Source organism: Arthrobacter zhangbolii, assembly GCF_022869865.1.
Lineage (GTDB): Bacteria > Actinomycetota > Actinomycetes > Actinomycetales > Micrococcaceae > Arthrobacter_B > Arthrobacter_B zhangbolii.
Genome location: NZ_CP094984.1, coordinates 2,206,176 through 2,226,055, shown reverse-complemented (window position 1 = coordinate 2,226,055; position 19,880 = coordinate 2,206,176). Strand labels below are relative to the sequence as shown.

General features: G+C 65.5%; 24 protein-coding genes. 22 read left to right on the top strand and 2 right to left on the bottom strand.

From position 1 onward, the window contains the following. Positions 1-1,395, bottom strand: a complete 1,395-nt coding sequence (locus tag MUK71_RS10400; RefSeq protein WP_227927638.1) for a glucose-6-phosphate dehydrogenase — start codon at positions 1,393-1,395, stop codon at positions 1-3. Between the two features lie 129 nt (positions 1,396-1,524). Between MUK71_RS10400 and ffh the strand changes: the two genes are divergently transcribed. The 15 genes from ffh (at position 1,525) to MUK71_RS10325 (ending at position 11,960) form a co-directional block, all read left to right on the top strand. Further along, positions 1,525-3,108 carry a signal recognition particle protein gene (ffh, locus tag MUK71_RS10395; protein ID WP_227901478.1) on the top strand — a complete coding sequence of 528 codons (1,584 nt, stop codon included), beginning with the start codon at positions 1,525-1,527 and terminating at the stop codon, positions 3,106-3,108. A gap of 102 nt (positions 3,109-3,210) precedes the next feature. Next, positions 3,211-3,774, top strand: coding sequence for an NUDIX domain-containing protein (locus tag MUK71_RS10390; RefSeq protein WP_227927639.1), 564 nt, complete (start codon positions 3,211-3,213; stop codon positions 3,772-3,774). Beyond that, the gene (locus MUK71_RS10385) at positions 3,771-4,316 is read left to right on the top strand and encodes a GNAT family N-acetyltransferase (RefSeq protein WP_227927640.1); all 546 of its coding nucleotides are present in this window, start codon (positions 3,771-3,773) and stop codon (positions 4,314-4,316) included. Before MUK71_RS10390 ends, MUK71_RS10385 begins: the two co-directional genes overlap by 4 nt. Positions 4,317-4,323: 7 nt before the next feature. Then, a complete protein-coding gene (locus MUK71_RS10380) occupies positions 4,324-4,842 on the top strand; it encodes a GrpB family protein (protein WP_227927641.1) in 519 nt (172 codons plus the stop codon). A gap of 25 nt (positions 4,843-4,867) precedes the next feature. After that, complete coding sequence (locus MUK71_RS10375; RefSeq protein ID WP_227927642.1) at positions 4,868-5,749, top strand: VOC family protein; 882 nt, start codon at positions 4,868-4,870, stop codon at positions 5,747-5,749. A 207-nt stretch (positions 5,750-5,956) separates the two neighbouring features. Further along, positions 5,957-6,364 (top strand): 30S ribosomal protein S16, encoded by a 408-nt coding sequence (gene rpsP / locus MUK71_RS10370; RefSeq protein ID WP_227901483.1) that lies wholly within the window; start codon positions 5,957-5,959, stop codon positions 6,362-6,364. A 1-nt stretch (position 6,365) separates the two neighbouring features. Then, positions 6,366-6,608: an RNA-binding protein gene (locus tag MUK71_RS10365; protein WP_146364407.1), complete on the top strand. Its 243-nt coding sequence runs from the start codon at positions 6,366-6,368 to the stop codon at positions 6,606-6,608. A 163-nt stretch (positions 6,609-6,771) separates the two neighbouring features. After that, the gene (rimM, locus tag MUK71_RS10360) at positions 6,772-7,338 is read left to right on the top strand and encodes a ribosome maturation factor RimM (RefSeq protein ID WP_227901484.1); all 567 of its coding nucleotides are present in this window, start codon (positions 6,772-6,774) and stop codon (positions 7,336-7,338) included. Next, a complete protein-coding gene (trmD, locus tag MUK71_RS10355; protein WP_227901485.1) occupies positions 7,339-8,118 on the top strand; it encodes a tRNA (guanosine(37)-N1)-methyltransferase TrmD in 780 nt (259 codons plus the stop codon). A gap of 238 nt (positions 8,119-8,356) precedes the next feature. Further along, the gene (gene rplS / locus MUK71_RS10350) at positions 8,357-8,716 is read left to right on the top strand and encodes a 50S ribosomal protein L19 (protein WP_227901486.1); all 360 of its coding nucleotides are present in this window, start codon (positions 8,357-8,359) and stop codon (positions 8,714-8,716) included. Between the two features lie 5 nt (positions 8,717-8,721). Then, the gene (lepB, locus tag MUK71_RS10345) at positions 8,722-9,432 is read left to right on the top strand and encodes a signal peptidase I (RefSeq protein ID WP_227927643.1); all 711 of its coding nucleotides are present in this window, start codon (positions 8,722-8,724) and stop codon (positions 9,430-9,432) included. A gap of 11 nt (positions 9,433-9,443) precedes the next feature. Continuing rightward, positions 9,444-10,211, top strand: a complete 768-nt coding sequence (gene lepB / locus MUK71_RS10340) for a signal peptidase I (protein ID WP_227901488.1) — start codon at positions 9,444-9,446, stop codon at positions 10,209-10,211. Next, entirely contained in the window at positions 10,208-11,023 is an 816-nt protein-coding gene (gene rnhB, locus MUK71_RS10335; protein WP_227927644.1) for a ribonuclease HII, read from the top strand. The genes lepB (MUK71_RS10340) and rnhB overlap by 4 nt, the downstream gene beginning before the upstream one ends. Continuing rightward, the gene (locus MUK71_RS10330) at positions 11,020-11,340 is read left to right on the top strand and encodes a DUF2469 domain-containing protein (RefSeq protein ID WP_227901490.1); all 321 of its coding nucleotides are present in this window, start codon (positions 11,020-11,022) and stop codon (positions 11,338-11,340) included. The genes rnhB and MUK71_RS10330 overlap by 4 nt, the downstream gene beginning before the upstream one ends. A gap of 20 nt (positions 11,341-11,360) precedes the next feature. After that, a complete protein-coding gene (locus MUK71_RS10325) occupies positions 11,361-11,960 on the top strand; it encodes a 2'-5' RNA ligase family protein (RefSeq protein ID WP_227927645.1) in 600 nt (199 codons plus the stop codon). A 47-nt stretch (positions 11,961-12,007) separates the two neighbouring features. Here the strand turns inward: MUK71_RS10325 and MUK71_RS10320 are convergent, their stop codons facing one another. Continuing rightward, positions 12,008-12,925, bottom strand: coding sequence for a hypothetical protein (locus MUK71_RS10320; protein WP_227927646.1), 918 nt, complete (start codon positions 12,923-12,925; stop codon positions 12,008-12,010). 264 nt (positions 12,926-13,189) lie between these two features. On the opposite strand from MUK71_RS10320, the gene MUK71_RS10315 reads away from it, so the two are divergent. The 7 genes from MUK71_RS10315 (at position 13,190) to MUK71_RS10285 (ending at position 19,847) form a co-directional block, all read left to right on the top strand. After that, positions 13,190-14,230, top strand: coding sequence for a hypothetical protein (locus MUK71_RS10315; protein ID WP_227927647.1), 1,041 nt, complete (start codon positions 13,190-13,192; stop codon positions 14,228-14,230). 110 nt (positions 14,231-14,340) lie between these two features. Further along, the gene (locus MUK71_RS10310; RefSeq protein ID WP_227901494.1) at positions 14,341-14,697 is read left to right on the top strand and encodes a YraN family protein; all 357 of its coding nucleotides are present in this window, start codon (positions 14,341-14,343) and stop codon (positions 14,695-14,697) included. Positions 14,698-14,749: 52 nt separating this feature from the next. Continuing rightward, entirely contained in the window at positions 14,750-15,313 is a 564-nt protein-coding gene (locus MUK71_RS10305) for an STM3941 family protein (protein WP_279326977.1), read from the top strand. Between the two features lie 142 nt (positions 15,314-15,455). Next, complete coding sequence (locus tag MUK71_RS10300) at positions 15,456-17,000, top strand: YifB family Mg chelatase-like AAA ATPase (protein WP_227927649.1); 1,545 nt, start codon at positions 15,456-15,458, stop codon at positions 16,998-17,000. Next, entirely contained in the window at positions 16,997-18,250 is a 1,254-nt protein-coding gene (gene dprA, locus MUK71_RS10295) for a DNA-processing protein DprA (RefSeq protein ID WP_227927650.1), read from the top strand. Before MUK71_RS10300 ends, dprA begins: the two co-directional genes overlap by 4 nt. Before the next feature lie 62 nt (positions 18,251-18,312). Beyond that, a complete protein-coding gene (locus tag MUK71_RS10290) occupies positions 18,313-18,840 on the top strand; it encodes a methylated-DNA--[protein]-cysteine S-methyltransferase (RefSeq protein WP_227901498.1) in 528 nt (175 codons plus the stop codon). A 62-nt stretch (positions 18,841-18,902) separates the two neighbouring features. Then, positions 18,903-19,847 (top strand): tyrosine recombinase XerC, encoded by a 945-nt coding sequence (locus MUK71_RS10285; RefSeq protein WP_227927651.1) that lies wholly within the window; start codon positions 18,903-18,905, stop codon positions 19,845-19,847. Positions 19,848-19,880 lie beyond the last annotated feature (33 nt).

Below are 19,880 nucleotides of genomic sequence, written 5' to 3'. Positions count from 1 at the left end.
CTACAGGTCCGCCCGGCTGGTATCCCAGCCGGGCGGTCCCTGCGTTCCGGCCCGGTATTCCTCCAGCGGCACCTCATCCGCGGCCCAGGCCCGCACCACCGGATCCACTATCCGCCAGCATTCCTCCGCAATGTCGGCACGCACGGAGAGCAGGGGGTCTCCGTCCAGTACGGATTCAATTACCTCGCCGTACGGAGTCAGGTGCGACACGTGGGTCGGTCCTTTCAGCCCGGTGCGCTCGAGCCGGAAGACATTCTCGGGGCCGTTGACGTTCAGCTCGAGTTCAATTTCCGCCGGGCCGAAGGATATCCGCAGCCGGGAGGGCAGATCCGTCACCCCCGTGAATCCGGCCGGCAGATGGCTCACGGGCCGGAACGTCACCAGCACCTCCTTGCGCGTCCGGTTCATCGCTTTCCCGGAACGCAGGATGAACGGGACGCCTGCCCAGCGGTCATTGCTGATGTGGACCACCACCTCGGCCAGGGTCTCGGTGCCCCTGGACGGATCGACGCCGGGGGAGTCTGCATAGGCCTGCAGTTCCTCGCCGTCCACGGCTCCGGCAGTGTAGCGGGCACGGCGGCTGCCGGTCGCCGGATCGATGGTTGCTGCCCGCAGGGTGGCGGCCACGAGGTCACGCAGATCGCGCTCGCCGAGGGTGGCCGGCACGCCGATGGCCATAAAAGCCATCACATGCAGCAGGTGGCTTTGGATCATGTCTTTCAAGGCACCGGCGTTGTCGTAGTACTTTGCCCGTCCTTCCAGCCCCAGCTGCTCATCAAATACCACTTCCACTTTTTCGATGTGCAGGTTGTTCCACGCAGGCTCCAGCAGCCGGTTGGTGAACCTGAGCCCCAGGATGTCCATCACCGTGGTCATGCCCAGGAAATGGTCCACCCGGAAGACGTCCGCCTCCGGGACCAGGCGGGACAGCGCCTGGTTGAGGGCAACGGCCGAATCCCGGTCACTGCCGAAGGGTTTCTCCAAGACCAGGCGGGTACCCGGTGGCAGGTCCCGCAGGCGGTCCACCGTTTGCGCGGTGAGTGCCGGGGGAAGCGCGAAGTAGACGGCCAGCGGGCCGGGCAGCTCCCGGATGCGCTCGTTCACTTCGGTTCCGGAGGAGAGATCCAGCCTCAGGTAGCGGGAACGGTCCACTGTTTCGCGCAGTTGCTCCCGCCCGGCACTGTCCGCTGCCTCGTAGGCAGAGTCGAAGCTGGAGCGCATCCGGTCCTGCCACTGCTCACGGGTCCAGTCCCGGGACCCTGAACCGATCACCGTGATTCCCGGTGCCCGGCCCTGGCCGACCACCCGGGCCAGCCCGGGAAGCAGCAGCCGGCCGGAAAGGTCTCCGGTGCCGCCAAGGATCAGCAGGGTGCGCACGTGCTCAGGATCCGGCATTTATCCAGCCTCCCACTGCATCCGCTTCCGAGTAAGGCTGTGGCGGCAATTTGCCGGACCGGCTTGGTACCCTTAACAGCTGGGCCTGCCAAACAAGGCGAAGAAACTGACGAAAGAAGTGCGCGGCACGTGTTCAATTCACTGTCTGACCGGTTGACTTCAACCTTCAAAAACCTGCGAGGCAAGGGCCGGCTCACCGAGGCCGATGTCGACGCCACCGTACGCGAGATCCGCCGCGCCCTGCTGGACGCCGATGTCGCCGTTCCGGTAGTGCGCGCCTTCACAGCGTCGGTCAAGGAACGCGCCCTGGGACTGGAAGTTTCCCAGGCCCTGAACCCGGGCCAGCAGGTGGTCAAGATTGTCAACGAGGAGCTCAAGAGCATCCTCGGCGGCGAGACCCGCCGGCTGCGTCTGGCCAAGAACCCTCCGACGGTCATCATGCTGGCAGGCCTCCAGGGTGCCGGTAAGACCACCCTCGCAGGCAAGCTGTCCAAGCACCTGAAGTCCCAGGGCCACAGCCCCCTGCTCGTGGCAGCGGATCTCCAGCGGCCCAACGCCGTCCGCCAGCTCCAGGTCAACGGCGAACGTGCCGGCGTACCGGTCTACGCACCGCACCCCGGCGTCTCCTCCGAATTCGAAGCCGCCACCGGTGATCCGGTAGCCGTTGCCCGCCAGGGTGTCGAGGAAGCACGCACCAAGCTGCACGACGTCGTCATCGTGGACACCGCCGGCCGCCTGGGCGTGGACGCGGAACTGATGCAGCAGGCCGCGGACATCCGCGCCGCCATCAACCCGGACGAAGTTCTCTTCGTCATCGACGCCATGATCGGACAGGATGCCGTCAACACGGCCCAGGCCTTCAACGAAGGCGTGAATTTCACCGGCGTCGTGCTGACGAAGCTCGACGGCGATGCCCGCGGCGGTGCCGCCCTCTCGGTGGCCTCGGTTACCGGCAAGCCGATCATGTTCGCCTCCACCGGTGAGGCGCTGACCGACTTCGAGGTCTTCCACCCGGACCGCATGGCCAGCCGTATCCTGGACCTCGGCGACGTCCTGACCCTGATCGAGCAGGCCGAACAGAGCTGGGACAAGGACGAAGCCAACCGGATGGCGAAGAAGTTCGCCGACCAGGAAGACTTCACCCTCGACGACTTCCTCGCCCAGATGCAGCAGATCCGCAAGATGGGCTCCATGAAGAAGATGCTCATGATGATGCCCGGCGCTGCCGGCATGCGTGAGCAGCTGGAGAACTTCGACGAGCGCGAGATCGACCGGGTCGAAGCCATTGTCCGCTCCATGACGCCGCACGAGCGCGTGGCCCCGAAGATCATCAACGGCTCCCGCCGCGCCCGCATTGCCCGCGGTTCCGGCGTGCACGTCTCCGAGGTCAACGGCCTCCTGGAGCGCTTTGTCCAGGCCCAGAAGATGATGAAGAAGATGGCCCAGGGCGGCGGCATCCCGGGGATGCCAGGCATGGCCGGCCCCGGCGGTTTCGGCGGCGCACGCAAGAAACAGCAGGCTGCCAAGGGCAAGAAGAAGGCCAAGTCCGGCAACCCCGCCAAGGCAGCGCAGGAACGCGCCGAAGCGGAGGCCCGGCGGTCCGGCGCCCGCAAGGCACTGCCCACCGGCAGCGCCTTCGGCGCCCAGGACACGGACTTCGATCCGTCATCGCTGAACCTGCCCAAGGGCTTTGATAAGTTCCTCGGCAAGTAACTCCGCCATGCACGCAACGCCGGACTACCTGTCCGGCGTTGCGTGTTTAACCGTCCTGCATGGTTCCATTGCAGCAGTCCGGCACCACGGAAAGAGGACACTATGGCAGCACCGGGACTGAGCGGATACTACGGTTCAATCTTCAAGCGGAGCACCACGGCCGGTGCCGTCATCCGCACCGTGGGCGGCGGGATCCTCCTCCTGCGCTACGGGACCGGCCCGTGGCAGCTGCCGGCGGGCGTGGTCAAGGCAGGTGAGGATCCACGCACCGCCGCCCGCCGCATCGCCCGGGAAACGCTGGATCCCGGGTTCGACGTCGGCCGGGTCCTGGCCGTGGATTATCTGCAGGGAGGCCCGGGCCGGGGCGATTCCATCGCGTTCCTCTTCGACGGCGGAACCCTGGCGACCACGGTGGCGGCCTTCACCGGTGCCGGCGGCGGGTTTGAAGCGCGGTTCCTTCCTGCGGCTGAGTGCCGCCAGATGCTCGACGGCGTCACTGGTAAGCAGCTGGCCGGTGCGCTGCTGGGGCTGGAACTGGGTACGACGGTGGAACTGGTGGACGGGGTGCAGGTGCCGACGGAAGCGGTATGCCCGCCACCGCTGCGCAGGATGATGCCGCCGCTGGAGGACTTTTCCGCGGTTCTCGAACACCGGGAGCGGACATGAAGCGGGAACCTTCATCTGGGCGGGGAGTCCATGTGCGGCCGGCGGACGCCCGTGATTATCCGCTGTTGCCGGCCCTGGAGGCCGCTTCCGACACTCTGCTGGCCGCGGCGCCGGGTGTGCGGGCCTCGCAGGCGGCACTCCCGCCGGTGGCCACTCTGCCCGAGTTCATTGCTGCCCGCCGGGTCCTGGTAGCCGGACGTCCGCCCGCCGGGTTCGCCCGGCTGGAGGAAATCGACGGGCAGGCACATTTGGAACAGCTTTCGGCCCATCCTGACGCCGCCGGTGCCGGGCTGGGGCGGGCACTGGTGGAAGCGGCCCTGGAATGGGCCCGGGAGCAGGGCTATGCCACCATGACGCTTTGCACGTTTGCCGGCGTGCCCTTCAACGCGCCGTTCTATGCCAGCTGCGGTTTCGAGGTTGTGCAGGACCCTCAGGCAGAACTGGGGGCACTGCGACAACACGAAGCGGCACTCGGGCTCGATGCCATGGGGAAGCGGGTGGCAATGCGGGTGCGCCTGCTGCCCGCCTCCGCGGGGGAATGACGCGCTTATGAGCGAACAGCAACCAGTGGTCCTGGTTCCCAGCAGATACGCCGATTGGGCCGCCATGGCAGCCGGGATGGCACGCAGGATCCACCGGCTGGCACCGGCGTCACAGGTGGAGCACATCGGTTCCACCGCCGTGCCGGATCTCGCGGCCAAGGATGTGGTGGACCTGCTGGTTGGTGTTGGGAAGGACCGGATTCCGGCCGTCGCCGCGGAACTGGCAGCTGCCGGGTTCGATCTGGAGGGCACTCTTCCCGGGCACTGCTGGCTCAGTTATCCCGTCCGTGCAGAACGAAGATATGTGCTGCACGTGGTCGAATTCGGCGGCAGGCCCTGGCAGCGGCGCCTCGCTTTCCGGAACCTGCTCCGAAGTGATCCGCAGGCGCGGGAGCGGTATCTGGCAGCCAAGCGAGACGCAGCGGACGGATCGTCAGGCTGGGACGCCTACACCCAGGCGAAAACGCCGGTGGTCAGCGAACTGCTGGCCGGTATGACGGATGAACAACCGACAGCTCGCTATTAGATGAAGCTTCAAGTAAGCTGTTTACATGAACCTTCAAGTAAATGACCTGCTGCCGTCCGACCTGTCCATGGGGACGGTAATGCTCAAGGTCGGGGACATGGCCAAGGTGTCCGCCTATTATCGCGGCGCCCTGGGTCTGGAGGTGGTCGCCGAAGCTGACGCCGGCCTGTACCTGGGCAGGGGCGCCGTCCCGCTGGTGCATCTGGCCCCGGCCCCCGGCCTGCAGGTTGCCTCGCGGGGTGAAGCCGGACTGTTCCATACCGCCATTCTGTTTGAGGACCAGGCATCCCTGGCCGCTACGGTTGCCTCTGCCGCCCGGTATGATCCCGCGGCCTTTGTCGGATCCGCCGACCATCTTGTCAGCGAGGCGTTCTACTTCACCGACCCCGAGGGCAACGGCATCGAGCTGTACTACGACAAGCCCCGCGAGGACTGGGAGTGGGCCACTACGGCCGCCGGCCGCGAGGTGAAGATGGCTTCCCTCGCCCTGTCCCCGCAGGCCTATCTCCGGGACCACCTGGCCGAAGCGGAACCGGACCGGCTCAGCGAAACAGCCGCCGGCGTCGGACACGTGCACCTGCAGGTGGGGGATACGGCGACAGCCCGGGCGTTCTATGTGGAGACGCTGGGCTTCGAGCGCACAGCGGGTTTCCATGGCCAGGCACTGTTTGTCTCCGCCGGCGGCTATCACCATCACATGGCCATGAATGTGTGGAACAGTCGCGGAGCGGGCCCCCGGCGGGACACCCTGGGCTTGGGCGAGGTGCTCATCGGCGTACCCTCGGCCGACGACGTCGCGGCGCTGGCGGACCGGCTGAAGGTTGCCGGCGTATCCAGTCACCACACGGGTGCGGAGCTCGTGTTTGAGGATCCCTGGCGCAACCGCCTGCGGGTTGCAGTGCGCTGATCCGGTCCCCGCGGGAGATACTTGCCGGCCCGGCGGGTCGGCAAGTCGCAAAAGGCGGAGTCATCTGGCACAATGGTCAGGTACTCGATCTGCGCGGCCCCTCTCTCCGTGCATGCATCTTGTCCTTTTGAACCCCAACGTTATGGCCCGCCCCACGGGAGCAGAAGTACGGGTTCGCCCCATTTCAGATCAGGAGTGACCACAAAAGTGGCCGTAAAGATTCGCCTTAAGCGCCTCGGCAAGAAGTTCTCAGCACACTACCGCGTTGTTGTCATGGATTCCCGTGCCAAGCGCGATGGCCGTGCCATCGAGGAAATCGGACTGTACCGTCCGACCGAAGAGCCGTCGTACATCGACATCAAGTCCGACCGCGCCCAGTACTGGCTCGGCGTCGGCGCCCAGCCCACCGAGCAGGTCGCAGCACTGCTGAAGATCACCGGTGACTGGCAGAAGTTCAAGAACATCGAAGGCCAGGAAGGTACCCTGCGTACCAAGGCCCCGAAGGAGCCCTTCGTGGCTCCCGAAAAGAAGTCGGTGATTGTCCCCGAGGCCATCACTCCCAAGGCCAAGAAGGAGGAAGCCCCCGAGGCTCCCGCCGAGGCTGAGGCTGAGTAACTTGCTCGCTGAAGCACTGGAGCACCTCGTGCGCGGCATCGTTGACAGTCCTGAGGACGTCAAGGTTTCCGCCAAGAGCAACCGCCGGGGGGAAACCCTCGAGGTTCGGGTTCACCAGGACGATCTGGGCCGGGTCATCGGCCGGCAGGGACGGACGGCCCGCGCACTGCGCACGGTCATCGCCGCCCTGGCCAACGGTGAGCAGGTCCGGGTTGACGTTGTGGATACCGACCGGCGCCGCTGATCTGATGATTACCGGCGCTGCGGAAGCGAACAGTTCTTCCTTGCAGTACCAGCAGTAAAAGCAGTACACAGGATCCGGCCCCGACACCAGATAATGGTGCAGGGGCCGGATTTTTTGTGAGGCGGGCTCCCGCCGGCACCCTATCCCTGACAGAGGAGAAACCATGCAGTTGCAGGTGGCACGTATCGGTAAGCCGCACGGCATTCGCGGCGAAGTGACCGTCCAGGTCCTGACCGACGCCCCCGGGGACCGCTTTGTCCCGGGCACCGAACTCACGGTGGAACCGGCCTCCAAAGGGCCGCTGACCGTCCTCAGCGCACGCTGGAACAAGGACATCCTGCTGCTCGGGTTCGAGGAGGTCGCGGACCGCAACGGTGCCGAGGAGCTCCGCGGAGCCAAGCTGTTCATCGACACCGAAACGGTGGATGAGGATGGTGACGACGAGGGCTGGTATGAACACGAGCTGGTGGGCCTGCAGGCGCGCGTGGGGGACGACGTCGTGGGCACCGTCAGCGGGCTGCGCACCCTGACGGTGCAGGACCTGCTGGTGGTCGAGGGCACCGGTGGAGAGGAAATCCTGGTGCCGTTTGTCGAGGCAATCGTTCCCGAGGTCAACGTGGATGGCGGATACGTGCTGCTGACGCCGCCGGAGGGGCTCTTCGAGCTGAACACCTCCGAAGAGAAGAAGCCTGAAGAGAAGAAGGCCGATCCGAAGGAAGCCGGACAGTAAGTGCGCATCGACGTTGTCAGCATTTTCCCCGAGTACCTGGCGGCCCTGGAGCTGTCCCTGATCGGCAAGGCCCGTCAGGACGGACTGCTGGATCTGGCCGTGCACGATCTGCGCGACTTCACCACCGACCGTCACCGGACCGTGGATGACACCCCGTACGGTGGCGGCGCCGGCATGGTGATGAAGCCCGAGCCGTGGGCACAGGCACTTGAGTCCGTGGCCGGTGAGGGGGAAAACCGTCCCGTGCTGATTGTTCCCTCACCCGCCGGAGCCGTTTTCACGCAGGCCATGGCGTACGAGCTGGCCGAGGAAAAGCACCTGGTCTTCGCCTGCGGACGTTACGAAGGCATCGACGAGCGGGTGCTGGAATGGGCCGGCGAGCGTTTCGACGTCCGGCCGGTCAGCCTGGGTGACTATGTGCTCAACGGCGGGGAAGTGGCCGTGCTGGCGATGGTGGAGGCCGTGGGCCGCCTCGTGCCCGGCGTCGTAGGCAATCCGGAATCCCTGGTGGAGGAATCCCATTCCGACGGACTGCTCGAATACCCCGTCTACACCAAGCCCTCCGCCTGGCGCGAGCGTCCGGTGCCCGAGGTTCTGCTCAGCGGCAACCACGCGAAGATTGCCCGTTTCCGCCGGGATGAGCAGCTGCGGCGCACCGCTGCGCGGCGTCCCGACCTGATCGAAAAGTTCGACGCCGCGAGCCTGGATAAAGCCGACCGTGCCACGCTGGCTTCGCTCGGCTACGAGGTCCGTGACGGCAGGATCAGCCGCGGAGCCTGAACCCGGTACCGGTGATTGGTGCCGGGGATGCCGATGTGGCAAAATAAGACACTGTGTCATCTGGGCCCGTACCTGCCACAGGGGGAGCGCGGCCAACAGCCATGACACACCGGCAACCCATCCTCGGGTCCAGTCGGTCTTTCTAACTTCGACAGCATCCGTGCCGCCCGTCCGGGCCGCATTCTTGCTGCCGTTACCAAAGTGGATGACCTGTGGCGTTCACCAGGAGTGATAAACAATGCACATCCTAGATTCTGTTGACGCAGCTTCCCTGCGTACGGACATCCCCGAGTTCCGCGCCGGTGACACCGTCAAGGTTCACGTAAACATCATCGAAGGCAAGAACACCCGTGTTCAGGTCTTCCAGGGCTTCGTTCTGAAGCGCCAGGGTGATGGCCTCCGCGCGACCTTCACGGTCCGCAAGGTCTCCTTCGGTGTCGGCGTTGAGCGTACCTTCCCGGTACACTCCCCGGTCATCGACAAGATCGAGGTTGTCTCCAAGGGTGACGTGCGTCGCGCCAAGCTGTACTACATGCGCGATCTGCGCGGCAAGGCAGCCAAGATCAAGGAAAAGCGCGACTTCCGTCCCGCCAAGTAACTTACTTGTCTGCAGCATCCGCCTCCGGGGAACCCTCCGCGAAGCACACGAAACGCCGGCCCCGGTTTGTGGGCTGGCGTTTTGTGCTATGTGCTCTCGCCGCCGCAGTGATCCTCGCCGCCGTCGTCCGGGCTTTCTTCTTCGACGTCTTCTACATTCCCTCCAACTCCATGCAGCCCCTGCTGGAACCCGGAGACCGGGTGCTGGTGTCGCGTACGGCGTACTCCTCCGAGGACATCCGCCGCGGCGACGTGGTGGTTTTTGACGGCCGCGGCTCCCTGGCCCCCTTGCACAGCGGTCGCCCGGCCCTGGCCGACGCTGCGGTCACCGTAGGACGCTGGCTCGGACTGGCCGGCAGCGACACGGTCTATGTGAAACGCGTCATCGGAGTTGCCGGGGACCGGGTCAGCTGCTGCACCGACGACGATCCAAGAATCACGGTTAACGGAACTCCGCTGGATGAACCGTACGTTTATGAGGGAGATGCAGCCAGCGACCACGGGTTCGACGTAACGGTACCGGAGGGGCGGCTGTGGCTGATGGGCGACCACCGGTCCGAGTCCGCTGATTCACGGTCCCTGCTGGGAGCCCCGGGCGGCGGCCTGATCTCCACGGAGAGGGTGATCGGCGAAGCCCGGAAGATTCTCTGGCCGCTCGAACGCAGTACCAATATTGACCGGCTATCCTTAGGAGCCGAGTGGAACACGGAGAAATAAGAGGAAACGCAATGTCGCAGAATCCGGACCAGTCCCAGGACGGGACACCCGGCTCCGGGGAACAGCGGGATCACGCAGCACATAAGGCACCCAAGGACAGGAAGCGCGGCCTCGGAGCCTGGTTGCGCGAAGTCCTCACGATTGTGGTCATCGCCCTGCTGCTGTCCTTCCTTATCAAGACCTTCCTTTTCCGGGCCTTTTACATCCCGTCAGGGTCCATGGAGGAGACGCTCGAGATCAACGACCGGATTTTCGTGAACCTTCTGGTCCCGGAACCGATCGACCTGAACCGCGGCGATGTTGTGGTGTTCAAGGACACCAAGGGCTGGCTGCCCGAGACCGTCGCCAAGGAATCGAACCCGGTCCGTGATGCCCTCACCTTTGTGGGACTGCTGCCCGATGAATCACAGCAGCACCTGGTCAAACGCGTCATCGGCACCGAAGGGGACCACGTTGTCTGCTGCGATGCCGATGGCAGGATCACGGTCAACGGCGAACCGCTGGACGAGCCCTACCTGTACCCCGGGGCAACCCCTTCGGACATCCCCTTTGACGTAGTGGTGCCGGAAGGAAAGGTTTGGGTGATGGGGGATCACCGCAACGCCTCTGCCGATTCGCGGGAACACCAGAACGGCGAAGGCGGCGGCTTCGTCGACGTCGACGACATTGAAGGCAAAGCCGTTGTGACTGCCTGGCCGCTGAACCGCATCGGCGGCGTCAGCAGTTATGAAGAGGTTTTCAAGGACATACCCGCCCCGACCGAAAACAGTGGTCAATGAGCACGGAAACCGTCCCGGCGACCAGCCACGCAGCAGCGCGGACTGCTGCGCGCCGGGCCGCGTCCAAGGCGCCGACCCTGCGCTATGAACGCACCTTCGCCGCCCGCGGGCACCGCATCCTCGCCGGCTGCGACGAAGTGGGCCGCGGAGCACTCGCCGGGCCGGTCTCCGTAGGGCTGGTGGCCGTGGACCTGGCCACGGTGCGTTCGCTCAAAGGCGTGCGGGACAGCAAACTGTTGTCCGTCGCTGACCGGAATGCACTGGTCCCCAAAATCAAGAAATGGGCCCTCGCCTGGGGCGTCGGCCACGCCAGTGCCGCCGAAATCGATCTTCACGGACTCACCGCTGCACTGCGCCTGGCCGGGACACGCGCCTGGGACCAGGTGTGCCTGACCCTGCGCCCCGACGTCGTGCTCCTGGACGGCAACTTCAACTGGCTCTCCCCGGAGCGCCAGGGGAGTCTCTTCGACGAGCTCGACGGCGCGGATGCTTCCGGGGCGGACGACGGTGGCTGTACGGCCGAGGTGCATACCCGGATCAAGGCGGACATGCAGTGCCTGAGCGTGGCCGCCGCCAGTGTTCTGGCGAAAGTGGAGCGCGACGCCATGATGGTAGAGTTTGCCGCTGCCCACCCGCACTACTCGTGGGAGATCAACAAGGGCTACGCCACCGGCTCGCATCGTGCGGCCATAGATGTCCACGGACCGACGCCGCTGCACCGGATGTCCTGGCGCCTTGGCTCCAGGGAACGGCCAGGCGCGTTGGAATCCGGGAACGACCTAAGCCCAGTTGGGGGGATGATAGGACCATGAGCGCCGAAGATCTCGAGAACTATGAAACGGACATGGAGCTTCAGCTCTACCGGGAGTACCGGGACGTTGTAGGCCTGTTCAGCTACGTGGTGGAAACCGAGCGCCGGTTCTACCTGGCCAACCATGTTGACCTCCAGGCCCGTTCCGCCGACGGTGAGATCTACTTCGACCTCACCCTGCAGGACGCCTGGGTCTGGGATGTCTACCGTTCCGCGCGCTTCGTCAAAAGCGTGCGCGTGATTACCTTCAAGGACGTCAACGTCGAGGAACTGACCCGCAACGACGACCTCACGCTGCCGAAGGCGGACGAACTCTAGCCCGGGGGCATACTGCCGGCATGCCTGGATCCGGTACAGGTTTCGACGCGAACCGGCGGCTGCATGCCCAAATGCGGCCCGACGGCGGGTCGCTGGCCCATTTGCTGGCCCTCCAACAGGCGGTCGCCGCCGCGGCGCCGCGCGGCGTCCGTCCGGTCCCGTCGCGGCAACTGCACCTGACGCTCATCCACTTCGGCAAAGTGCTGGATGTGTACCGGGTCATCACTGCTGCCACGGGTATCTCGCTGCCGGATTATGCCCGGCTGCTGGAAGGTTATATCGAGCGGACAGAGTCGCTCCTGCCCGCTGCAGCGTTCCATTTGCAGCCGGTGCGGACCGCCGGGTTCGGTGCCCACGGACGCACCCTCGCGGTGGAGTATGCGCCCACTCCGGAGCTATCCGCGCTGCATGCAGGGCTGTTGGAAGAGCTGGAGGGATTCCTGGCCGCCTGCGGAATTGCGGGTACGGCGTCGTTCATGGCCGGTGACCCGAACTTTATGTTTGCCCGAACCCTCCGGCCGCACATCACATTGGTCAGAGGTTATACCGGGCCGCCGCCGGGCCTGGAGCTGGGGCGTGTGACGCTGATTCCCATGCGTGTGGTGTACCCCGGGCGCTGAGCAGGCCGGGGTACACCGTGAGGCGCCGGCTGATACCGGCCAGCGGGCTAGCTGTGGTTGCCGCGGCGGCGGGTCAGGAGCACAACGGCCGTGCCGAGGCCCAGGATCCCGGCTCCTGCCAGTGCGGGGAACAGTCCGTCCGCACCCGTGGCGGCCAGTGCCGGGTCGGTTGCCGATGTGTCGGTCCCTGCAGGGCCGGATGATCCGGGACCTGAGGATCCGGGCTCAGTTGTTCCGGGATCCGGGGTGCTGGCGCCTGCGGGGGTTTTCGTGGCAGGAGGTGCGGCCGGGTTGGTTGTCGGCGACCCGGTCGGTGTCGGGGTAGCCGTGCCCTTGGGGGCGGGCGCAGTGCCGGTCGGCGTCGGGGTGGCAGAGCCTGTCGGCGTGGGCGTCCCGGTTGGGGGCTCGCCGGGCTCGCCGGGCTTGCTCGGCTCGCTGGGCTTGTCGGAGGGAGTTGACGGCGACGGTGAGGGCTGCTCGGTTGGCCCGCAGGCCGGTACCAGGGCCACGTCCGCGAGCTCCTGGTGCTTGGCCTCCACCAGTGTTACGTTGCCCGGGAACCCCTCGGGGTAAGTGATCGTTTCCGGCCATGCAATGGCTCCCGGCGACTCCAGCTGGTCCTGCTGCACCGCCCACCCGTCCCCGCAGACCTCCGCGGGAAGGAGAGCCGTGATGTCGGTAAACCAGCGATGCCCCACCTGTGTGTCCAGGAGGGTCTGCGGTCCCGAATTCTCCCAGGCGGCGGGCTGGTCCTTATCTTTCTTTTCGTACAGGTAGATACCCGTTTCCTGAAACGGCGTACCCGGTGACGGGTCCTGGGCCGGCGTCGATGTGCCAGCGGTGGGATGTTCATTCGGCTGCCCCGTTCCGGTAGCCAGTGCGGGGGCTCCGGTGGCCACAGATAAGCCGGCGAGCACTGCTATCCCCGTTACGAAAGCGGTTCGGTGCGTCTTGCGGATGTGCATGGTTTCCTTCTCGTGGTTTGGAAGTCGGCGCTTTTGCGGCCACAGCGTGACGCGCCTTTCGCAGTATTCGGGGATTAACACAGGGAGCCCGCAAGATCAGCGCAAGATACTCGAAACCGAGTAGCTTTCAGATAAAAGCAAGTAGTTTTGGGCGGAAATAACGCTGTTGCCCGGCCCGCTGGAGGGCTAATCTCTCGGCTGTTGATGCCTGGACGATGTGGCCCGGGCCCGTGTGCTGATGAATCGCCCGTGTGAGGATGGGGCATGACTTTCAATGCCGAGGTGTTGCTCGCCGGACCGCGGGGCCGCCGCCTGTGTCTGGAGGTGGCGGCGGAACTGGATCCCGATGTCCGGAACGCAGTGTTCCAGCTGGGCTACGAACTCGACCCCGGCCGGGGCACTTCCGTGGTGATGTTCGGCGATCTGTCGAAGGACGCCGGTTCCCGCCCGGCAGCGTCAGCGGACACACTCGCAGCTCTGCTTGGCTCCATGGACGTACCGGACCTGACCGAGGACCTTATCCTCGATGCACTGCAACGGTCGGTGATGAGCGCCCGATACTGGCAGGAACCTGAGGGGGAGGATGTGCTTGCTGCCATACCGGCTATCCGCCGGGCTCTGCAGCGCGTCGCAGAACGGGCGGTGGTCATGGAGGTGCTTCGGGCGGATTCGCGGACGCAGCGGCAGTGGGCCATCGACTGGCGGGGACCGGATGATCCGGCACCGCTGGGCAGGGACCCGGAAAAGACACTGGCCAAGTGGGGCCGCGCCATACGTGCCGATGAGCTAACGTGGCGGGAAAGTCGGCGCGGGCCGGAATGGACGGGGGACTGGTGGTCCATTCCGCTTGGCCTCACCGGCACAGTCGGCCGTATTCCGGCGGGGCTGAACCTGGTGGAGGACTATCCGGGCTGGGAGCGCGCGACCACTATTCCGGTCGACGGGGCAGGCAGGACGTTTGAAATCCGCAGCGAGGAGGACTGGGTTCTGCTGTGCCGCCGGTTCCCGCTGGAAGTGTCCGCTTCACGGCGCTGGGTCTGGCTGCGCACCACCGGACGTGAGGGCCGCTGGGTTATTCCGGACTGGGAACTCGTGGCAAGGGAGTGGGACGCCGTCCACTTGACGGTGCCGGGGTATCTCAGCTGCGCCGGTAGGGCGCTGGCCGTGGACGAGAGGACCGGATCCGTGATTGCAGGCTGGGACCCGGACCGGACCATCTGGCTTACCGACGTGGTACGCGAAACCGGCGAACCACGGCAGTATTGGCGCCGTTCCCCGAACGGTGACGGCTGGTTCCCCGTGTAAGCGGTTCGCGGTGCCTCCACAGGACCCCTTGAAGTGTCGCGCACCCGGTGCTCTCCACATGCCCGGGCTCCACGCCTGCAGGGCGGGCCGTTAGCCGCAAGCGTGATGACATGAGAGCCAAAGACATACTAGGCAGCCGCGGCGAAGAACTCGCGGCACGGTATCTGACCGAGGCAGGGCTGAGTGTTATCGACCGGAACTGGCGCTGCCCGGACGGGGAGATAGATCTGGTGGCGGTGGACGGAGCAACCCTGGTGATAGTGGAGGTCAAGACGCGCTCGTCCCTGAACTTCGGCCACCCCTTTGAAGCCATCAGCCCCGCCAAACTGGCACGCCTGCACCATCTGGGTGCAGCGTGGGTGCGGGCGCATAACAGATATTATGCGCATCGACGGATAGACGCGGTGGCAGTGCTGGATGACGGCACCGGTTCGCCCGTGCTCGAGCACCTGAGGGGGATTTCCTGATTCCCGCGAGCCCGGGACGCGCCGCTGCACGGCACCGGCACGATCTAGCTTCCTGGACAGTGACACGGCGGGCGACCGCTTCACCGCCGTAGTGGTCGGCGCCATTGGATGCGTCTTTTTCGGCGCCGGCGGGGCCTTCATTGTCTGGAAAAAGCTGAGGGAACCCGCTGTGCTGACCCTTACTCCGGCCGGGATCAGGGTGCAGTCTGCCGGGTTTATCCCATGGGCTAACCTCGACGCCGTCGGCGTGGGCCGGACACCGGACGGTCCATACGGAGCGAAGATCATCGGTATCCGGGTGAAATCCCAGAAACAGCTCGTGGAAACGATGAGTCCGCAGGAGCAACGCCTCATGCGCGGTGCCGCCAGGGTAGGCAGGGCAGCAGGGTTTGCCCTGCAGGCCGGCAGGCATCCGGGTCAGAAAGCACTCCGGTCCGTACCCCGGCAGGATCCTGTGGCGATCATGGAGTGGACCCGCAGTACCACCGGCTGGGACCTGAGCTGGTCCCCGATGCTCTTCAACCACCGCAGTACCACCGTGGTCGAGATGGTCGAAACGTATCACCGGAGTGTGCGGCGTTCCTCCAGCCCTGACACCTTTCCTCCACACCGCTGAGCTTCTCCCTCAGGCATAACCGCTTGTGCACAGCGACCGGCAGAGGAATCCCCTGACACCGCAGCCCCGGGCAGGGTGGTGCCATGAATGCACAGGAACGCCGAATACACGGTAGTACGGTCAGCCCTGCAGCGGTGGCGTCATGAGTCTGGGCCGCACCTATGGCGTGGGACTCGTGGGTCTCCAGGGCAGGATGGTGGAAGTCGAGGCGGACATCGGCCAGTCCCTCCCTTCGTTTATTCTGCTCGGCCTGCCGGATGCGTCGCTGAACGAGTCCCGCGACCGGGTGAAGTCTGCCGCGAAGAATGCCGGATTGCCGTTGAGCAGGCGCCGTATCACGGTGAACCTTATGCCCGCGGACGTCCCAAAACACGGATCAGGTTTCGATCTGGCCATAGCCGTGGCCGCACTGTGCGCCGGCGGTGCGCTCCGCAGCCCCGGAAGGTGCGTTTTTCTTGCAGAACTGGGACTCGACAGCAGATTGCGGCCGATCCGCGGCGTCCTTCCGGCCGTGATGGCGGCGGTAGCCGCCGGGTATACGGATTTCGTCGTGGCCGAGGAGAACGCAGCGGAAGCGGCACTGGTTCCCTCCGCCCGGGTGCGGGGCTGCTCCTCCCTGGCACAGGTCGCTGCCGGCCTGGGAGCTGACCCGGAACTGCTGGCATTCCCCGCTCCGGTCGCCGGCGGGGCCGGCGCCGAAGCGGAAGAGGACCCGGGAGTGCCAGCGGTACCGGATCTTTCCGATGTGTCCGGACAACAGGAGGCACGGTTCGCCATCGAGGTTGCGGCCGCCGGCGCTCACCATCTTCTGATGACCGGACCCCCGGGAGCGGGGAAAACCATGCTGGCCGAGCGGCTGCCCGGTATCCTCCCGGACCTGCCCGACGATCAGGCGATGGAAGTGACCGCAATTCATTCACTGGCCTGGCAGGGACGCCCGTGCCGTGAGTTGCTGCGCCGGCCGCCGTTCCAAAGCCCGCATCACACGGCGTCCACTGCTGCAGTGATTGGAGGCGGTTCGGGCATTCCCCGCCCCGGCGCAGCGTCCCGGGCCCACAGGGGTGTGCTTTTCCTGGATGAGGCACCTGAATACGAGCGACGGGTATTGGACGGATTGCGTCAGCCGTTGGAAAGCGGGCAGCTCGTGCTGCACAGGGCCGCCGGCACTGCCGTATACCCTGCCCGTTTCCAGCTGATACTGGCAGCGAATCCCTGCCCGTGTGGTTTGGCGACGGGGAAAGGCATCGAATGTACCTGCACCCCGCAGCAGCGGCGACGGTACTTTAGCCGTCTCTCCGGTCCGCTGCTCGACCGCGTAGACCTGCAGCTCAGCGTGCGGAGGGTTGCGCTGGGCGATTACTTTTCCACTGAGACACCGGAAACAAGCTCAACTGTTGCGGAGCGGGTACACAGGGCCAGGCACCTCCAAAAGGAACGGCTGAGGCCGTTGAACTGCGAAACGAACGCCGAGGTTCCCGGCGGGCTGCTCCGGGACGCGCTGCGTCCCCGGCCCAAAGCTACCGCCGCCCTGGACCGGGCCATGGAGCGGCAGCTGCTGACGGCGCGCGGCTATGACCGTGTACTCCGCGTCGCCTGGACCATCGCAGACCTCGCCGGTCATGGCACCCCGGACGCCGACGACGTCGGTCAGGCGTTGGGCTTCCGGACCCAGGGGGCTGCGGCATGAGTGTCGACCTTCTCCGTGCCCGCGCCGCACTGTCCAGATTGTTCGAACCTTCGGACATGGTGGGTCTTGCCCTGGTGTCTGCAGCCGGACCGGAGCAGGCGTTGCAGATAGCCACCGGGGGACGGCAGGTTTCCTCAGCGCTCATACACAAAACCGCCGGCATCCTGACCTCAGTGGGCGTGGCCGGAAAGGGATACGCCCTCGCAGAGGGACTGAAACGCTGGCGTCCGCGGGTTGCTGATCTGGCTCCTGACAGAGATCTGGAAACCATCAGGCGGCTGGGTGGTGAGCTGCTCATCCCGGAGGACCCGCGTTGGCCTGAGGCGCTGTCCCATCTGGAGCTCGGGATGCCGCTGTGCCTGTGGGTCCGGGGACAGCTGGCGGGCGGGCTCCCCGATATGAAACGTACGGTGGCTCTTGTCGGATCCCGGGACGCCACGGGCTACGGCCTGTCCATCACTGGGGATCTCTCGGCGGGTTTGGCCAGCCGGGGATACACCGTTGTTTCAGGAGGCGCCTACGGCATTGATGCCCAGGCACACCGTGCTGCGCTCGCCGCAACACTTCCGGAGGCAGCCGGCTCCGGGATATCTACCATCGCGGTAATGGCCTGCGGTGCGGACCGGTTCTATCCGGCGGGCAACGAAGACCTGCTCCGTGCAATTGCGGAACACGGGCTGCTGCTGTCGGAGGTACCGCCCGGGTCAGCACCGACACGGTGGAGGTTCCTGCAGCGGAACCGCATCATCGCCGCACTGAGTGCGGTGACAGTGGTGGTCGAGGCACGGTGGCGTTCCGGGGCACTGAACACCGCACATCACGCGGCAGAATTGGGACGGGAGGTCGGGGCGGTTCCCGGATCGGTGTACTCAGCCAACTCCGCCGGCTGCCACCGGTTGCTGCGTGACGGCAGCGCCGTCTGCGTAACTGATGCCCAGGAAGTCGCCGAGCTGGCCGGGCCGCTGACGCAGGAAGTACCCGAGGTGGCCCAAGCTGTGGAATCCGCATCGCAGTCCGGGCCCGGGTCGGCCGCACGGGCCCGGGAGAAGAGATCAGACCACGATGGTTTGGCAGTCGAAGATCTCCTCCTTCTGGACGCCCTTCCCGTACGCAGCGACACCTCCATCGACAAACTCGCCTCGGTGGCCGGGCTGCCGGTGGCGGGAGTGCGTGCAGGGCTGGCCAGGCTGGAACTGGAAGGCCTCGCAATCCGTGCCGGACCCGACGGGTGGCGCCGCGGTAAACGCTAGGGATTCAGCCCGTCCCATCCTTGTTGTCCGACCCGTCCCAACCAAAAAAGGAAGAACCCATCATGATGACTCACAAGATCATTACTTCGCCCGTCGGGGTGCTTAGCCTCGTCGCGACCGACGGTGTCCTCTCCGCGTTGAGGCTGGGCCCGCCGACTGAACTGACCGGAGCGGGTACACCCTACGGCCTGGCAGCTGAGCAGGGCTTTGAAGACGTGGAGCGGCAACTGGCGGAGTACTTCGACGGCAGGCGATGCTGCTTCACAGTGCGCGTTGCTCCCAGGGGCACTGACTTCCAGCGCAGCGTCTGGGAGCGGGTGGGAAGCATTACCTACGGCTCAACCGCCACTTATAAATCGCTGGCACTGGGCTTGGGAGATGCAGCCAAGGCGCGCAGCGTAGGGGCGGCGTTGTCCCGCAATCCGCTCAACATCGTTGTACCGACGCACAGAGTTCTCGGTTCCCGGGGAGCACTGACGGGATATTCCGGCGGGCTGGAAGCGAAACAGTATCTTCTGGAGCTCGAACAGTCACCCGGCACCGAGGCACTCCGACGATCCTGCAGTCACACGGACAAAGTGCCTGCCTAGGACTTCCCCTCAGGACCGCGTGCCTGCTTGAAGGAAGGGGGCAATAAGAGAACAGTAAAGGGGTGAGAACCAAGGGAACCGCAGACACCGTGCCGTGGCCGGCAGAATTCCGGTCAGCGCTTGAGGGCTTCTGCCGGTACCTGACGTCGGAACGGGGGCGGTCCGAACACACGGTCCGGGCCTATGAATCGGACGTCACCCAGCTTCTGGACTTCGCGCTGGGGTCAGGGATTGTTGCGCTCAAGGATTTGGACCTGAGTGTTCTGCGTGGGTGGCTGGGGGAACTGAGCAGCAGCGGCCAGGCACGTTCCACCCTGGCCCGGCGGGCAGCCACGGCCCGCAGCTTTGCCAACTGGGCGCTGCGCGAAGAACTGATCAGCGAGAATCCTGCGCTGCGGCTTCGGGCGCCAAAGAAGGAAAAAACCCTTCCCGGTGTGCTGCGGAGCGGCCAGGTGGAGGAACTGTTCAAGACCATGCAGGCAGCGGCTGCCGAAGGGGAGCCTGTTGCCCTCAGGGACCGGGCCATGGTGGAACTGCTCTACGCCACCGGAGTCCGTGTGGGAGAGCTGTCCGGCCTGGACATCGATGACCTGGACCCCGATCGCAGGACACTGCGGGTCCTGGGCAAAGGCAACAAGGAGCGCACGGTGCCCTACGGTTTGCCGGCTGCCCTTGCCGTGGACGATTGGCTGCGCCGGGGACGCCCGGCACTGGCCGTTCCCGAAAGCGGTCCGGCCTTGTTCCTCGGGAAGCGCGGACGCCGGGTGGACCAGCGGCAGGTCCGCGGCGTCGTCGCCGAACTGCTGGAGGCCCTGCCGGACACCTCCGCCACGGGTCCGCATGCACTGCGCCACTCGGCGGCCACACATCTCCTGGACGGTGGCGCGGACCTGCGCGCAGTGCAGGAAATCCTGGGCCATTCCTCGCTGGCAACCACACAGCTGTACACGCATGTCTCCGTGGACCGGCTGCGGCAAAGCTACAGCCAGGCACATCCGCGGGCCTAGGACCCATAGGACACTTGCGGTACGTGCGGCTCA

Coding starts and splice junctions, on each gene's coding strand:
- MUK71_RS10320 (WP_227927646.1), bottom strand. CDS start 12,925: ATGCACATCCGCAAGACGCACCGAACCGCTTTCGTAACGGGGATAGCA.
- MUK71_RS10330 (WP_227901490.1), top strand. CDS start 11,020: ATGAGCGCCGAAGATCTCGAGAACTATGAAACGGACATGGAGCTTCAG.
- MUK71_RS10380 (WP_227927641.1), top strand. CDS start 4,324: ATGAGCGAACAGCAACCAGTGGTCCTGGTTCCCAGCAGATACGCCGAT.
- MUK71_RS10375 (WP_227927642.1), top strand. CDS start 4,868: ATGAACCTTCAAGTAAATGACCTGCTGCCGTCCGACCTGTCCATGGGG.
- MUK71_RS10290 (WP_227901498.1), top strand. CDS start 18,313: ATGATGACTCACAAGATCATTACTTCGCCCGTCGGGGTGCTTAGCCTC.
- rnhB (WP_227927644.1), top strand. CDS start 10,208: ATGAGCACGGAAACCGTCCCGGCGACCAGCCACGCAGCAGCGCGGACT.
- MUK71_RS10400 (WP_227927638.1), bottom strand. CDS start 1,395: ATGCCGGATCCTGAGCACGTGCGCACCCTGCTGATCCTTGGCGGCACC.
- MUK71_RS10310 (WP_227901494.1), top strand. CDS start 14,341: ATGAGAGCCAAAGACATACTAGGCAGCCGCGGCGAAGAACTCGCGGCA.
- MUK71_RS10315 (WP_227927647.1), top strand. CDS start 13,190: ATGACTTTCAATGCCGAGGTGTTGCTCGCCGGACCGCGGGGCCGCCGC.
- rimM (WP_227901484.1), top strand. CDS start 6,772: ATGCAGTTGCAGGTGGCACGTATCGGTAAGCCGCACGGCATTCGCGGC.
- lepB (WP_227901488.1), top strand. CDS start 9,444: ATGTCGCAGAATCCGGACCAGTCCCAGGACGGGACACCCGGCTCCGGG.
- MUK71_RS10390 (WP_227927639.1), top strand. CDS start 3,211: ATGGCAGCACCGGGACTGAGCGGATACTACGGTTCAATCTTCAAGCGG.
- MUK71_RS10325 (WP_227927645.1), top strand. CDS start 11,361: ATGCCTGGATCCGGTACAGGTTTCGACGCGAACCGGCGGCTGCATGCC.
- MUK71_RS10300 (WP_227927649.1), top strand. CDS start 15,456: ATGAGTCTGGGCCGCACCTATGGCGTGGGACTCGTGGGTCTCCAGGGC.
- dprA (WP_227927650.1), top strand. CDS start 16,997: ATGAGTGTCGACCTTCTCCGTGCCCGCGCCGCACTGTCCAGATTGTTC.
- MUK71_RS10385 (WP_227927640.1), top strand. CDS start 3,771: ATGAAGCGGGAACCTTCATCTGGGCGGGGAGTCCATGTGCGGCCGGCG.
- rplS (WP_227901486.1), top strand. CDS start 8,357: ATGCACATCCTAGATTCTGTTGACGCAGCTTCCCTGCGTACGGACATC.